This is a genomic window from Niallia sp. XMNu-256 (assembly GCF_036670015.1).
Taxonomy (GTDB): Bacteria; Bacillota; Bacilli; order Bacillales; family Cytobacillaceae; genus Bacillus_BD.
In genome coordinates, this window is record NZ_CP137637.1 from 74,361 (window position 1) to 90,178 (window position 15,818).

General features: G+C 36.4%; 14 protein-coding genes and 1 pseudogene. 12 read left to right on the forward strand and 3 right to left on the reverse strand.

Going from position 1 to position 15,818, the window contains the following annotated elements; genetic code table 11:
- The first annotated feature begins 297 nt into the window (after positions 1–297).
- From R4Z10_RS21460 to R4Z10_RS21510, 11 genes and pseudogenes are all read left to right on the forward strand, one after another.
- Positions 298–498, forward strand: coding sequence for a cold-shock protein (locus R4Z10_RS21460; RefSeq protein ID WP_338473315.1), 201 nt, complete (start codon positions 298–300; stop codon positions 496–498).
- A gap of 545 nt (positions 499–1,043) precedes the next feature.
- On the forward strand, positions 1,044–1,412 hold the full coding sequence (locus R4Z10_RS21465) for a metalloregulator ArsR/SmtB family transcription factor (RefSeq protein ID WP_338473316.1): 369 nt from the start codon (positions 1,044–1,046) through the stop codon (positions 1,410–1,412).
- 101 nt (positions 1,413–1,513) lie between these two features.
- Positions 1,514–2,515, forward strand: a complete 1,002-nt coding sequence (locus R4Z10_RS21470; RefSeq protein WP_338473404.1) for an LLM class flavin-dependent oxidoreductase — start codon at positions 1,514–1,516, stop codon at positions 2,513–2,515.
- A gap of 292 nt (positions 2,516–2,807) precedes the next feature.
- Positions 2,808–3,806 (forward strand): LLM class flavin-dependent oxidoreductase, encoded by a 999-nt coding sequence (locus R4Z10_RS21475; RefSeq protein WP_338473317.1) that lies wholly within the window; start codon positions 2,808–2,810, stop codon positions 3,804–3,806.
- 354 nt (positions 3,807–4,160) lie between these two features.
- Entirely contained in the window at positions 4,161–4,841 is a 681-nt protein-coding gene (locus R4Z10_RS21480; protein ID WP_338473318.1) for an NAD(P)H-dependent oxidoreductase, read from the forward strand.
- A gap of 916 nt (positions 4,842–5,757) precedes the next feature.
- Positions 5,758–6,030, forward strand: a complete 273-nt coding sequence (locus R4Z10_RS21485) for a JAB domain-containing protein (protein ID WP_338473319.1) — start codon at positions 5,758–5,760, stop codon at positions 6,028–6,030.
- A gap of 25 nt (positions 6,031–6,055) precedes the next feature.
- Positions 6,056–6,175 (forward strand): JAB domain-containing protein, encoded by a 120-nt coding sequence (locus tag R4Z10_RS21490; RefSeq protein WP_338473405.1) that lies wholly within the window; start codon positions 6,056–6,058, stop codon positions 6,173–6,175.
- Positions 6,176–6,277: 102 nt separating this feature from the next.
- Positions 6,278–6,772, forward strand: coding sequence for a hypothetical protein (locus R4Z10_RS21495; protein ID WP_338473320.1), 495 nt, complete (start codon positions 6,278–6,280; stop codon positions 6,770–6,772).
- Between the two features lie 410 nt (positions 6,773–7,182).
- Positions 7,183–8,417 (forward strand): annotated as a pseudogene (locus R4Z10_RS21500) (IS110 family transposase).
- 364 nt (positions 8,418–8,781) lie between these two features.
- Positions 8,782–9,165, forward strand: coding sequence for a hypothetical protein (locus R4Z10_RS21505; protein ID WP_338473321.1), 384 nt, complete (start codon positions 8,782–8,784; stop codon positions 9,163–9,165).
- A 15-nt stretch (positions 9,166–9,180) separates the two neighbouring features.
- Positions 9,181–9,504 carry a hypothetical protein gene (locus tag R4Z10_RS21510; RefSeq protein ID WP_338473322.1) on the forward strand — a complete coding sequence of 108 codons (324 nt, stop codon included), beginning with the start codon at positions 9,181–9,183 and terminating at the stop codon, positions 9,502–9,504.
- 163 nt (positions 9,505–9,667) lie between these two features.
- Here R4Z10_RS21510 and R4Z10_RS21515 read toward each other — a convergent pair whose 3' ends face one another.
- Positions 9,668–9,838: a hypothetical protein gene (locus R4Z10_RS21515; protein ID WP_338473323.1), complete on the reverse strand. Its 171-nt coding sequence runs from the start codon at positions 9,836–9,838 to the stop codon at positions 9,668–9,670.
- Positions 9,839–9,864: 26 nt separating this feature from the next.
- The gene (locus tag R4Z10_RS21520; RefSeq protein WP_338473324.1) at positions 9,865–11,763 is read right to left on the reverse strand and encodes a RiPP maturation radical SAM C-methyltransferase; all 1,899 of its coding nucleotides are present in this window, start codon (positions 11,761–11,763) and stop codon (positions 9,865–9,867) included.
- Between the two features lie 2,081 nt (positions 11,764–13,844).
- On the opposite strand from R4Z10_RS21520, the gene R4Z10_RS21525 reads away from it, so the two are divergent.
- Positions 13,845–14,117, forward strand: coding sequence for an HU family DNA-binding protein (locus R4Z10_RS21525; protein ID WP_338473325.1), 273 nt, complete (start codon positions 13,845–13,847; stop codon positions 14,115–14,117).
- A 1,220-nt stretch (positions 14,118–15,337) separates the two neighbouring features.
- Here the strand turns inward: R4Z10_RS21525 and R4Z10_RS21530 are convergent.
- A complete protein-coding gene (locus R4Z10_RS21530; protein ID WP_338473326.1) occupies positions 15,338–15,730 on the reverse strand; it encodes a hypothetical protein in 393 nt (130 codons plus the stop codon).
- Positions 15,731–15,818: the final 88 nt, after the last annotated feature.

The following is a 15,818-nucleotide window of genomic DNA, read 5'->3' on the forward strand; positions in this document are numbered from 1 at the left end:
GAGGTTTGTCCAAAGAATTAACAAATAAACTCGAGCTCTTCTTCTAGTAAAGGGCGCTATTCTTGAAGAAGGTGTCTCTTGGTATCGGACCATTTTCTTCAGGTAACGTTTGATAAAGAAATAACTTCATAAGAAATGAGAGTTATACTATTTGCTATTTTTTGGTATATCTGTTATTCTTAGGAAGAATTATTTTTGTTCTTTTTCAGCTGGAGAAAAGATTTTGTTTTTCGTCTAAGGTATTTGAGCAAGGATAGTAACACAATGTGTGGAGACCCACACGAGGAGGCAACATTTATGGAACAAGGTAAAGTTAAGTGGTTTAATGCAGAAAAAGGTTTTGGATTCATCGAAAGTGAAGCAGGAGGAGACGTATTCGTACATTTCTCAGCAATCCAAAGCGAAGGTTTCAAATCTTTAGACGAAGGTCAAAGTGTAACTTTTGAAATTGAACAAGGACAACGTGGCCCACAAGCTACAAACGTTCAAAGCGCTTAATAATAGCAGATGGCAGACCCTAAATGAAGGGTCTGCTTTTTTATTTATTTTGGACAAGTTGGTATTTACATAGGAGATGGGGAGTTTATAGGAGCACAGTCGTCTTCGTCTCCGCGATGCTGATATGTCACCAGGGAGTTATTGGGCAGGAGTTTTTAACGGGCGTGTTAAGAGAATATGAGATTTAAATTAAGCCCTAATTGTAGCTTTAAAACAGAGTTTGATAATTTTTAAAGGTTAATCGCTTATAAAAATTGATCAAGAATCCTGTGTTGTGCAGGGTTCTTTCTTATTAATCAATCGGGCCATTTCCTTTAATAATACTCAATAAAGAATTGGATATTTATGTTAGAATTTTGGGAGGCTGTAAAGAAATATACTTAAATTTAATGAATGTGATTGCACAATAAAAGGAGTCGCTTCTTGTGTTAAAGAACAGTGTACTTCAATAAAAAAGAAAAAGGTGGAATTACTGAAAAAGGACTTAAACTGTAGGTATTGTTGCTAGGTTAAAGATTATTTTTGTATCAAAGTCTGGCTGAGAAATGGGTAAGAATGAAATGGTGTTTTTGTTAGCAAATAATGCAAATGCATTGTATACTTATTTTCATAAATATCGAAATAATAGAATTGAGGTTTTGAACGTGTATGACGAAATTGCAGTAAAAGTTTATAAAGCACTTGGTGAGCCAACTCGATTACAAATTGTAAATAAATTAGCTAATTTACCAGAGATGGCTTGTAACGAAATAGTAGATGAACTAGATATAAACTCTAATTCCACGTTAACTCATCATTTAAAATTATTGATTGATTGTGGTTTACTGGTTGTAAAAAAAGAGGGTACTTATCGTTACTATAGTCTTCAACGTGATGTGTTAGAAAAATACGCACCAACTTTAATTCCAGATTAAAGTTTTTAACCACTATTTCGATATTTATAGAAATATCAAATCATAATAATGTTTAGAAGGAAGACAATAGACGTATGGACAATAATATAGACGAGAATAAAATGGCAAAACATATACCATTAAATGTGCTTGATCATGTCAGTGTATCAGAAGGACAAACGGTAAGTGAAGCAATTGAGCAATCCATCGAAGCTGCTCAATTGTTAGATAAGCTTGGTTTTAAGAGACTCTGGTTTGGAGAGCATCATAACATGATAAACTTGGCATCTGCAGCAAATTCCATCCTTATTGCTCAAGCTGCAATGGTGACTGAAAAAATTCGTGTTGGCTCTGGCGGTATTATGCTGCCCAATTTTGCCCCACTGCAGGTAGCTGAGAATTTTGGCACACTTGCACAAATGTTTCCTAATAGAATTGATTTAGGCCTCGGACGGGCTCAAGGCACCGATGCTCGGACTGCTCAACTGCTTATTCGTTCCGGTAGTGATCCACAATCTTTTGCTAATTCTATTTATGACCTCACTGGATGGTTCAGTGATGAGGGCTTGGCACATAGTGTACCTGTAACCTCTAATGTAGGGACAGGCACAAATGTACCAATATGGGTCTTAGGTTCAAGTATGAATGGTGCCTCGATTGCAGGTCAACTGGGTTTGCCTTTTTCCGTTGCCTCGCATTTCACCCCGGATAATTATAGAGAGAAGATTGACTTGTATCGTTCGACATTCAAATCGACAGCACCAACGGCACAAATTGAAGAACCTTATGTCATGGCTGGGATTAACGTACTTGTTGCTCCAACAGATGAGGAAGCACAAAGACTTTGGACCACGACACAGCAATTTTTATTGGATGCACAAACTGGAAAACAGCAATTATTACAACCACCTGTGGATCCTGAAGAAATTGGAACGGAACAGGAAAGGGCACTTATAGAATCCATGTTCAGCAACAAAGCGGTCGGTTCTCCGGAAACAGTACGTAAGAAATTGGAAGAATTTACGGAGTACAGTGGGGCCGATGAACTGATTGTTGTGACGTACACCTACGATCCGGAAGATAGGAAGCGGTCGATGGAGCTGCTTGCTGAACTCTGGTTTTAATTGGTTATTATTTACACCAGAGGGCCGAGAAATAATAGAGACGATTCAAAACGTTTGGAAAAAGCAGCAAGGTCAGTTATTGGAATGCATGTCATCCGAGGAACTAATCATATTAAAAAAACTCTTGAAAAAAATGTCTAAGAATCTATGATAGCTCAGCTTTTTTAAAAAATGATTTGTATACTAATGACTTTCGACAAATCATTTACCTCATCTCAAATGTGGTGAATAGATCTTTAGGTACATAGGTATCGAATTATGATTGAATAAGAAGATTGGAAGGATATAAAAAATGAGATTAAGTATTTTAGATCAAGCCCCTATTACGAAGGGAAACAATGCAGTAGATGCTTTAAAAAAGGCGGAAGAATTGGCTATTTTAGGCGATAAATTAGGCTATCATCGAATGTGGATGGCAGAACATCACGGAACAAATGACTTTGCTAGTTCATCTCCTGAAGTAACGGCAGCTCATTTGGCTGCTAAAACGAGAAATATTCGAATCGGCACCGGGGGCGTGATGATGATGCATTATTCCCCATTAAAACTAGCTGAAGTGTTTAAAACATTAAGTGCATTTTCACCTGGCAGGATTGACTTTGGAGTGGGTCGAGCTCCGGGCGGGGATCAGCGTTCCATCTACGCCTTATCCGAAGGACGTCAGCCATTAGTGAACAATATGTATGAAAAACTTGATATGGCATTGCAATTGATCAACGACGAAATACCTGAAGATCCTTTATATAATCAAACAATCGCTACGCCATCCCGAGTCAAATTGCCGGAAGCTTGGCTGTTGGGCTCGACTGGTAATAGTGCGATTCAGGCAGGAATCAGGGGGATTGGTTATTCATTTGCACAATTTTTCAATGGGGAAATGAATAAGCAAATTTTGGATGCCTATAAAAAGAACTTTCAACCTTCTGCTTTTATGGAAAAACCAGAAATCAATGTTTCCTATATGGTGACAACAGCTGAAACAAAAGAAGAAGCTGAATTCGAAGCAAAGCCTCAAGATATTTGGCGTTTACTGTTTATGAGGGGAAGAATCGCACCACTTTTGACACCGGAAGAGGCACGTGATTATCCATTGACGGAAATGGATCACATGATCATTCAAGAAAACCGTAAAATCCATTTAGTGGGAGATGCGAAGGAAATTGCGAAGCTGTTACAAAAAGAACAAGAACAATATGGATTTGATGAAGCAATGATTGTCAGTATTCCCCATTCACAAGAAAAACGCCTAGATGTCTATCGATTATTAGCAAGGGAATTGTTGTCAGTTTGAATGAAGGATTTAATGAAATCAAATTTACTTGTTACAAGATATTGAAGTCATGGGCGAGCAGAATGGAATGCTGTTACGACAAATGACCCTAGAACTACGGCTAACTACGGCGTTAGTGTGGCAAACCGAAAGGAAGAAAACCATTTGCAGATTGATTTGCACATAGCCTTTCCTAAATTAGTTCTATGAACAATCACTGATAAAAATGCTAGTTTATGCTTTTAAAGAGTTTATTGTTTTGTTGCAATTAAGCATTAGCATTAGCAGCTAGCTAACCCGATGCTTGTTTTTCTTTAGGTGGAATGTTAAAAAGGCTAGCTTACATAAAAACTACTAAGAAGGAAGTGTTTGAATATGACAAACAGAGTAATAAAAAGACAAGAAATTCTTGATGCGTTTAACTTTAGACGTGCTATAAAAGTCTTTGATCCAACAAAAAAGATCTCAGAGGATGACTTTAATGTAATCTTAGAAGCAGCCCGGCTTTCACCTAGCTCATCTGGCTATGAGCCTTGGAAATTCCTCATTGTCCAAAATCAGGAACTCAGAGAAAGGCTAAAAGAAATTTCTCCAGGAGCACAAGGTCATCTACCAACTGCGAGCCATTTCGTCATCATTCTTGCAAGAACAATCAAAGATACAAAGTATGACTCAGAATACGTAAAAAACCAAGCACTTAATGTTATGGGATATCCAGCTGAAATGTATGATCAACTGAAAGACATTTATAGAGAATTCCAAGTAGAACAACAAAATCTCCTAGTAAACGAACGTACAATGTTGGATTGGGCTGGAAAGTCAACCTATATTCCCCTTGCCAATATGATGACTGTAGCAGCATTACTTGGAATTGACTCTTGTCCAATAGAAGGATTCTATCGTGATAAGGTCCAAAAACTCCTTCAGGAAGAAAACCTACTAGAGGATGGTCACTTAGCTGTTTCGGCTATGGTCGCATTTGGATACCGAGCAAACGAGCCTGAATTCCCTAGGGGAAGAAAAGATATGAAGGATATTGTACAGTGGATAAATTAATGATTTCAGACACGTTGTAAAGAGATTTCTTTTTAAAAATAAAAGATTCCTTTCTTTAATGAGCATTAATATGTTATATAACTTGAAGATTCTTGTCTGTTTTTGTACAAACTTTATTATCCTTGGACATTTATTGAGAACTGTAGTAACCATTTTCTACAGTTCTTTTCGTTCTTTAATTAAATGGCTCTAGGTATATGTATCATTGCCTTTTAAAATTATAGGGTCCCATTTCCAATATTCCGATAAGTCTTTTCTGAAGCTTTCTGTCATTCTGTACGTGTCGCTTCGGTATTAAATGGCCCGATAACCACGGTCTGTACGGCTAAAGCCTACATTCCGTAGGTTCCTGTTCCATTTGCGGTAAGCCGCCATACCGAACGAGCCGAAAACCTTTAAGGTCAAAAGCAGAGAAGACGGGTCTATAGGGGCATTGAACCCCCATAAACCCGACTGTATACAGCTTCGCCTTAATACAGTTCGCTTCTAATTCTAAACTTGCTTTTAGCAGGTTTAGAATTATTTGCTTTATTATAACGGCTTCAGGGCATCGAGCCCATTGCCGTTAGGTGGCTACATCCCTTGCGGTCTGTTTTTAGCCGCCGGGGGTGGGGTGGGTTATCCCCTTCCTTCGTTCTCCTCATTGTAACAAGTTCGCTTATGACAGTGAGAAGGGCAGGCGTTCGAGGAAAGAAATCGGTAAAGCCAAGTAGGCTAAGTTAGAGTAACCTTGCCAAAAACGCAAGCTAACTATAACTAAGTCATTGGGCTTCACTCGATTTCTAACGACAAAGCCCAAAAAGCAGGGACTTTGTCTACCCCTCTCTGGCAAGTTCGCTTCTTCGTTAGCGAACCCTTCTCACTGTTTGCGCGAATTGTTCAGTCTCTCCCGAACAAAGAAAGGAGAGAGGAAAAGATGAAAACAATTTATGAAATTTTAAGAATCAAACAGGTAATCAAAGAGGTAGAAGGGGACGAGAAGTTTATTGTTCGTTCACCGGAAGATGCTGCAAAAATTGCAGCAGAGTTTATTGGCGATGAGGACAGAGAGGTATTTTTCGTGATGTGTCTGAACACCAAAAATAGAGTAGTTGCCGTTCACCGTTGCCATGTTAGGGGATTAAATGTCAGCTTAGTTATTCCAAGAGAAGTGTTTAAGTCCGCAATCCTTCAACCAACATCCAAGTGAGGATACATATCCAAGCAGAGAGGATATAGAAGTAACCAAAAGATTAGTAGAATGCGGTAAGATTCTCAGGATTGAGGTACTGGATCACGTCATTGTAAATGTTGAGGAAGGGTATTACAGTATGAAAGAAAAGGGATACATCTGAACCAGAGAGAGAAAGCAATCTCCCTATTTTTACTTATAACTGTATACAATATATACATAATTATATTATAATTTGTATACAGTGTATACAGGAGGAGATTAAATGAAAAATACAACCAAGCGTATCATTGAAAAGTTTCCGAGTTTAGAAGAAAAAGTGTTGGAGATGACTGGAAGTAGGCTAGTAGTCGGTGAAGATATATCTTTAGATTCAGTGGAGTGTACGTTTTTAAAATTAGCGTTGTTTTTTGAAAATCCGGAGAACGCTCATTTTGATTTAGCATCTCTATATAAAGATTTAGATAATGATTGGTTGGAATGGGCTCTTGAATTAATCACACATTTTTTTCAGAAGGATACGTTTTTAATTCAAAATCCGTCTTTTGTGATCATTAAAGATGGCTCTGATTATCTGAATTTAACTCAATTCGCACAATTTTTAACAGATCAAGGCTTAAGGTATGACAGGCAAAAGGTGAATTTATATTATGAACGAGGAAAAATTCCTCAACCTGATTTGTTGATTGGTGGTACGAAATATTGGTCCCGAGCAACTGCTTCTAGATATATGGAACAGGAAAAAAGTCGATATACCTAACGAGAAGACTTATAATTTATTAAATTATAATCGGTATTTTAATACACATTATCTCAATGCTGATCAAAATGCAAAAAGAGCCAGAATATACAAGAAGTGCATAAAAGCTTGCATATTTCCGGCTCTTTTATTTTATTTATTATTTTGTTAAAGCACCCGTTCGTAATATAAGGTTAGCCAGATTTTTCTGGTTGACCTTTTTATATATGGTCATATGATTACGGTAGTCGGGGTAGAACGTCGCACCCGTGGGACTCGATCCCGTCAGCTAAACTGTTCACCCCCTACTTGTATAAGCATGTTTCAGGCTGGTTGGGACAAGGATCCCGTTTAACAAGCGAACCTATGACATTACAAGGAGCCTTAGGGGATACCGACAATTGTTGTTTTACAGAGGAGGAGATTTGATTATGAATCCGGTCATTGGTCTGGATGTTTCAAAAGGTGAAAGTCAAGTTCAAGCATTTTTAGATAAAGGCAAACCATATCGCAAGAGCTTTAGTATCAAACACAATACTGATGGTTTAGGTAGTTTATTAGAGTTTCTTCATGAAGTAGAGAGTTCAGCTGGTGGTTATCAACCTTCGGTCATTTTAGAATTAACAGGACACTACCATTTTCCTGTCATTCAATTTCTTGAGGAGAAAAATTATGTTTATATTGTTGTCAATCCTCTTATCTCACATCGAGCCAAAAGTTCGAGTTTACGAAAGGTAAAAACAGATGTGGTTGATGCTTATCACTTTTTCGAGCTGTTTTATAAAGAAGAGTTAGAGCCTTATAAAAAAAGAGGAATTCAACTATTAAACCTTCGTAATCTAACAAGACAACAAGAAAGTATTACCGAAGTATCAGCACAGACTAAAATACAGCTACATACCCTTTTGGATCAGGTATTTCCTGAATATAAAGGAGTTTTTGGAAGCTTATATTTAAAGGTCTCATTGCTTACATTATTAGCATTTCCTACTTCAGAAGCAGTGCTAAGTGCGAGTAAAAAAGAAATAACAGAGAAAATAGCTTCGCTATGTATAAGTGGTTCAGATGCATGGGCAAACGAAAAGGCTAAAAAGTTAAGGGAAGCAGCCCTTCGTAACCCGTTTCAAAACTGTACCAGAGTAATATTTTTAATCTTGAGTTATTAGTCAAGATCGTTCTTCAATATCAAGAGCATCTATCTACGATCGCAAATGAAATAGATGCCCTCGCTAAAGAAATTGAAGAATACCATATACTCCAGTCTATCCCTGGAATCTGAGAGAAAATCGCTGCCACGATTATTTCCGAGATTGGAGAGATAGATCGGTTTAATGATGCCAAAAAGCTCGTTACATTCACTGGAGTCGATCCAAGTGTGTATTCTTCTGGTAAGTTTACTGCGTCAGTAAACCGAATTACCAAACGAGGCTCTTGTAGGCTTCGTCATGCCCTGTATATGGCTATTCAAAGTGGTATTTGTGATTCCCGTAAGAAGAAAACGACTGATGAGATCATAGCACGCAATAAAAGACTAAGAGAGTTTTATGATAAGAAACGTGAAGAAGGAAAACCCTTCAGAGTCGCAGTCATTGCATGTGTTAATAAGCTCTTACATTGGATTTATGCCTTACTAAAAAGCAGAACCACTTTCCAAGATATAGCTTAAAAACTATATCCAACTAAATACAACAAAACCTTCCAATTACACCAGAGAGGAAGGTATTTGGCATGAGTATTTTTAGTATAACATGATGTAATTAATATATTTATTTAAAAATGTTGACAAACTATTAGCTGGTTTAGCTTAACGCTCTCCTTTACTAAACTATTGTGTACCAAATAAGTAGATAATAATTTTGCGGATTACTTCCTATTAATAATTTGTGTAATTCCTTCCTCTTATACTCTTCTTGTTCTCTCCTAAGCTTACTTAAATAACTCCAAACAGTCAGCAGGGAAAACTTAACAGGATAATGAAAGAAAAAATGCTTAAAATAAATGTCAAAGTTCATTAAGAGGAGTGAGGACTTATGTCATTGGAAACAACTTGTAAAATGGGACAAATTGAGTTGCAGTTATTAACAGATAAGAATATTTACAGTCAAGGAGAAACGATACAAGCTAAGGGTAAAATTATAAATAAAGGTAATGATCCATATACCTATAGGGGATCAAGCACTTGCGATAATAACTTATATTTCTCAATATCCAATTCAGATGGTCATGATCAGTGGGCCGGTCAAGGAAGTGTTGACCCTAAATGGTGTACTGATGATCTCCGTCAATTTCAACTTACACCTCAAGCTTTAATTGAGAAAGAAGCAACATTTCCGGTAAATCATGACGAAGATGTTTATAACTTAAAGTGTAGATATGGAAACATCTCTGTATCAATACCTATTATCGTTCAATGAGGGGAGAGTTTGATAATGCAAATTACTGCGGCCATTGCTTTTCGTAAAAGTGGCATCATAACTGTTTTGGTTACGGGGAATCTTCCTAGATCGTGTGACTCCGCAAAGATAGTTGATAAATATCCTGGCGGAAATATTCATTATTTTCAAGACCCAGGTTATGCCCAGGTATTTATTGAATATACAAGAAGCGGCGAAATGTGCCCTACAATTCTTACCCCATGGTTATCTAAAATTGATATAGAGGATAAGAAACATGATGAAGTGCAAATATTTATTGACGGGGAAACTGTATATACAACTATTGTAAATGAATCGGTTGAACCTATCCTTATTTAAACATTCGAAAGATGAGAAATGGTCTTATTTCTCATCTTTTATAATTTGGTCATAACACCGAGCAAAACCATCGGGACGATAAGTTGCAGTTATATGCAAAAAATCTGAAAGCCCATCGATATTCGGTGAGCTTCGTTTTCAATAGCGTCTACAATTTTGCTAATCAAATAATATCCTGCCAGATAGCCGCCAATAATTGATTTTTGTCCGATTCAGGTAAGTGTTTATATGCTTCAAGGATCTCTTTTAGTTTTGAGTTATTAATTACAACTTCTCCTCTCGGTGTTATATAAAAATCATCTGAGGTAAGCTTAATTTCAACTTTTCTTTTCACTTTTCATACACCTTCTTTTGTCGTTTTTATACGATTTGATTTAAAAGAGACTGTAGCCCCTTTATTCCAGGCGAGTATTCTCCCAATGGGATTGCCAAACTAAGGTACCTATCACCTTCTTTTAACATCGTGTTACTTTTTAAGAAATAATCTAATACCTCAACTACCTCATCTGAAGAAATATTGTACGAGTTACAAAGTTGCAAAATGGAGCTAAACTTACGAATACTCTGACAATATTCATATATAATTTTTTTTGATCCACTTATTGTATAGATTCGTTTCTTTTGTTGAAAGGGTCGAAGATCTACAACAATAAGATGTTTATCTTTTGATACCGTGAAAAACTCACTTGAATCGTGTGAATTCTTCCACGATTCAATTTCCTTTTTTAAGTCATTTATATAAATGTCGTAGCTGGAATCATAACTAAAATCAAAGTAATAGGCGATATTCATTAAATCAGAATTGTTCTGCTCCAGATATACGTATTGGTAACTTTCGAAAGGCTTTATGTTGGAAATTCCGTAATTAGATGGATTGTTAAAGTAGGGACTAAATCGGACTAATCGGACTGGCGAACAAATCATCGGTGGTTTTAAGTGGGTTAGAGTTTTTATTATCGGTATGCATTCAAGATAACCCTCAGGATTTTCGCCAGGAAAACCATATAAAAAATTCCACAGGGGAGTCACATTATATTCCTTCGACCATTTTAATAATTGTATATTTTGAAGCATGCTCACCCCTTTTTTCATTAATTGCAATACATCGGTTATTAAGCTCTCGATACCTGGTTGAATATATTTAAAACCCGCGTCTTTAAAAAGTTTAACCTGTTCCTGTGTCAAATTAGCTTTAGTTTCATAAAACATATCGAGGTCAAGTTGTAGATCGCGTATTGTTGGTAAAAACTCTTTGAAATATTTCATGTCAATAATGTTATCAACTGCTGATACCTTATTAGTATAGAGTGAATATTTTTCCTTTAGATAAACTAATTCATCCAAAGCTCTTGTTCCTGATTTACTACGATAATTCATATTAAGACCGTTTAATCCACAGAAGACACAATGTGATTTTGCTCCCCACCAACATCCTCTAGAAGATTCAAATAATATTCTTGGTTCAATATTGCTATTAGCGATACCATAGTGAACAAATTGAGCAAAATAATCATCATAATTAGGATATGGAAGGCTATCCATATCCTGAACTATGTTGGATTGACTTATATTTTCTATATGCTTTACTACGTTGTTATAACAATCTTGGTATACAATACCTTTAATTTTGGGGACAGATTTGGGATAGCAATTCATATTTTTAACAAGCTCAATAAAAGAATGATCCCCTTCACCCACACAAACAGCATCGATGAAAAGAAAGTTTTTTAATAACCCTATACCCATTTCTCCTTCGCAATTTGCACCACCAAAAATAATGAACTTATTAGGAAATTGATCTTTTATTCGTTTTGCCAAACTCAATGACGATACATTTTGTTCAAATACTGTTGTAAAACCAATGATGTCGTAGTTATCCCATGGAACGATACTTAAACATTTATCTATAAAAGGCTCTACCTGCTCTCTAATTGACAAGATTTCATTCATAATATTGCCAAAATCTAATCTTGAATGATTAATTTTGGACTTTAGGTACTTATTGTATTCATCAACATTATCTACGTTGAACAAAGAAGATGAAAAAATCCATTCCCCAGCAAGTTTAATTCCTCCTGTTGAGATACTCTCAAGTAAAAAGTTATATTTTTCAGGACTAATTATTGATCCAAATAGTAGGTTTAGGTTGTAAGTATCACATTCAATGCCTGCTTTGTTTAAGCCAGACTGTAGCAGCGAAATCCCAATAGAAGGATGATATAGATTTCCGAAAGGCATATTTACTAAACAGACTTTCATTCGTACAACTCCTTAAATTACATCTTTCTGTTACAACACATAACATAGAATTCCCAAAAATTGTATTTTTAAAACGTAAACTAAGAGTAAATTTTATGGAACAGAATGTCTGTCATGCTTAGCAACCTCCCGATACTTATATACAGTAGGCCCCCCCTGATGATATAGACCAACAACTACGAACGCTATAAAATCTTTAATCTTGTCCCAACAATTTAATAAATAATCATGTTCAAGAAGGACAACCCGGATTATTGACCTTATCATCAACCCGTCTGCACTCGGAGCAAGGCGATAATATCCCTTGTTTCAACGAGTTGGGTAAAAGTCAGTTAAGGCAGATTCCAGGACCATGTACGAACAGCGAAAGAGCGACCTCCTTTTCGGATGTCGGTCTTTCGCTGTTCGTACGGGCAAAAAAATGGTTGATCAGCTACGTTAGACTGAACGAATCGGACGGCTGTCGGTGACCTAAAGTTCGTTTAACTTAACATACTGGTAATATGGGAAAGCTTAAAGACCCACATTTTTTTGTTAAAATAAAAAGCAACCTTATGGATGTACATTTTTCATTCCCACAACCGGCGACATGCTAGCTTCACCTTGTAATCATAAAACATCGATAATCCTCCCGTTTCCTCCTTTAGGCTCTCCTCACTTTTCCACATCGTAAAATTGAAGATAACTGCCCGTTAGTTCCGTATCAAGTACCAAAACCCATATCCAATAAAAAATTACCATTAATTTCTTAGCACTCTACATGACTTGTATTGAGTACTTGTTTAAACTATTGTTATTTTACTTTATTTAATTGATTTAAGTGCATACTACCCAAACCTTTCTTTGCTTTTAGACTACTTGCGTTTACTTAAAAAACTTAAGTGTGTGGTCATACTGTGGTCTGTGGTCAAAATTGTTATCACCTAATTTATCCCTATATCTTTAGGGTTTTTTTTTATGGACTAAATTTTTTAGCCTTACCCCGTCAAGTTAGAAAAGTAAATCGTATTGTAATAATTCTGTTTGGAAAAAGAGGATATAATAGGCTGTATTGAAACCCAATTTACTGATCTGATTAATCACAATATAATAACAAGAGAGTTTTAACCGTATCTTATAACATCATGCCACCCATTCATTTTCATAAATAATATAAGAAAGCCTGTAACAAAAAACCGCTATAAATCACTATTTTCGAGTTCTAATTTAAATAACCTAAAATAGTTGATAACCAATCCGAGGACAAAGTCGAGGACAAAAAATAATTATCAGCGCTACTGTTTAGAGAGGGCTTTGCTTATTTAAGCGACTCGTTAGTATAGTAAGTTCTGCTTCATAATTTATGTATAAATAATAGAACCTATAGAGTTTCTCTTTGATTAGTAATTCGAAAAGGTTAATAAACATACATCAATTAATTGCAAGAAACATGCACGGTCAAAACATGTTAAAGATTAAATTTTAGTTAATGAGTAATTTTATTCTCAGAAGAGGTGTCTTGCTAATTTGTATGTATAAAAGAATAATAGTTTGGAAAGAATATATATAACGAGGTTAGCAGGGAGGGTAAAAATAGATGTCTAAAGAAAGTAAATTAACTATATCCAATTTTGTTTGTAATGATCAATTTGAACTGAGCTCTTACCTATCCTATTTGTTTAATCAGTTATCCAATCAATCAGTATATAAAAGGTGCCAAAGACCAAACACTTAGATTAACAACGTGATAAATTATTAATGACGATCAAGTAAATCCATTTGAATCCTGAAGGGCAAAGGAAAGAGTCTAACATGTTTTCATGAACGGAAAATAGCCTCTAGAGTTTCCAAGGTTTTTATGTACATGTAAGGTTCATGAGAAGATGATTTTTACTTCGAATGGTTCTTACATGCCACCGAAGGTAGCCTTTAGACCTACTCTAAAAACACCCTTGTTTTGTTAGGTGAGGGATTATCTGTTGGAATTTGTGGATAAAAGTTCGGACCTCTTCATAGGGTATTGATTGAAACAGAATACGATTCTACTATATGCTATATTGGTAGTTTCTATAGATCAATTTTAAAAATAGAGGTGTATAAGAATGAATAAAACAGATTTAGTAAAAGCTGTGGCAAAACGAGCTGAACTGACACAGAAAGATGCAACAAAAGCAGTTGATGCGTTATTTGATACCATTTCAAACACACTTGCTCAAGAAGAAAAAATTCAATTAGTTGGATTTGGTACGTTTGAAGTACGTGAACGTTCAGCACGTAAAGGTCGTAATCCACAAACCGGTGAAGAAATTGAGATTGCAGCTTCTAAAGTTCCGGCTTTTAAACCGGGAAAAGAATTAAAAGAAGCCGTTAAATAAAAAATTAAATTAGGATTGTAAAATACTCTGGGGATTCAAAGCCAGGGTATTTTTTATTTTAAAGATATTTAATATGACTCTTATAATTGTTTCAACCTGTATGACTAAATGGAAATGCCGGGGGAGGAAAAGACAGTTTTTCCGATCAAGTGCCTTTTTTTATGCCAGATATAAACATATTTGGGCGGCAGCACTACAGATTGATCAGAAAGCAAAGGACGCTTTCTGTCACTCTGTACGTGTCGCTTCGGTATTAAATGGCCCGATAACCACGGTCTGTACGGCTAACGCCTACATACCGTAGGTTCCTGTTCCATTTACGGCAAGCCGCCATACCGAACGAGCCGAAAACCTTAAGGTCAAAGGCAAGGAAGACGGGTTTATAGGGGCATTGAACCCCCATAAACCCGACTGTATTCGGCTTCGCCTTAATACAGTTCGCTTTCTAATTCTAAACCTGCTTTTTAGCAGCTTTAAAATTAGTTGCTTTATTATAACGGCTTTAGGGCATCGAGCCCTTTGCCGTTAGGCGTCTACATCCCTTGCGGTCTGTTTTTAGACGCCGGGGTGTCTGGTGGGTTATCTCCTTCCTTCGTTCTCCTCATTGTAACAATTTCGCTTATGAAAGTGAGAAGGGCAGGCGTTCGGGGAAAGAAATCGGCAAAGCCAAGTAGGCTAAGTTAGAGTAATCTTGCAAAAAACGCAAGTCAACTCTAACTAAGTCATTGGGCTTCACTCGATTTCTAACGACAAGGCCCAAAGTTTATTTCTAAATCGTACTCCATACAATGTAATCACCTTTGGAAGAATATTGTTTATAACCATAAAATAGAAATGGTAAAAACTATTTTATGGTTATTGTTAAATAATATATGTACCTTCCAATGAACTTGGTTTTTCTACTTTTAAAACTTTAATTTAATTTACTAAAATATAAGGAGTAAACAATTCATATTTTCTTGTAATCTGAACATCTAAAATCAGCTACAAAATATTCTCCTAAACTCGTCTTGCGATAATATACAATATGGGGTAAATCAATTCATTATATCGATCCAACCCATCATATAATATTTTAAATTATGGTAAATTTCTATGAAAAGGCATCGCTTTAACTAATCGTATAATTTATGATACATAATTTCTATTTAGAAATTAAAAAAGCCGATCCTCCTAAGTTGAGGAGTCGACTTTTTATTTATTTTATCAGTGCAAAGAGATCAATAATAGTAATCATCCTCGAAATAGATCTCCTCTTCTGGACGCGGACCACCCATATGAGGACTTATACCACCCATACCAGGACTCACTCCGCCCATACCAGGACTCACTCCGCCCGTACCAGGGCTCATTCCACCCATACCAGGACTCATTCCGCCCATACCAGGGCTCATTCCACCCATGCCAGGACTCATTCCGCCCATACCAGTACCCCAAGTTGGTCTTGGTCTCTTAGGTATACAAGTCATACGACAGCAATAATGCCCCCGATCAATCCATCCGGGAGGACATGGACGGTAAAATCCACCAAAGCCACCGGATTGTCTATATTCAGGTTGGTATTGTTCACCACAATTACAATATTCGTATTGGCCGCCGCAATTACAATTCATAGTACCTCTCCTTTTCTATGATAAAGCTTTGTTTTGCTAACAACATCCATAACACTATATGCCTAAGGGATGAACCGATATGGACTTA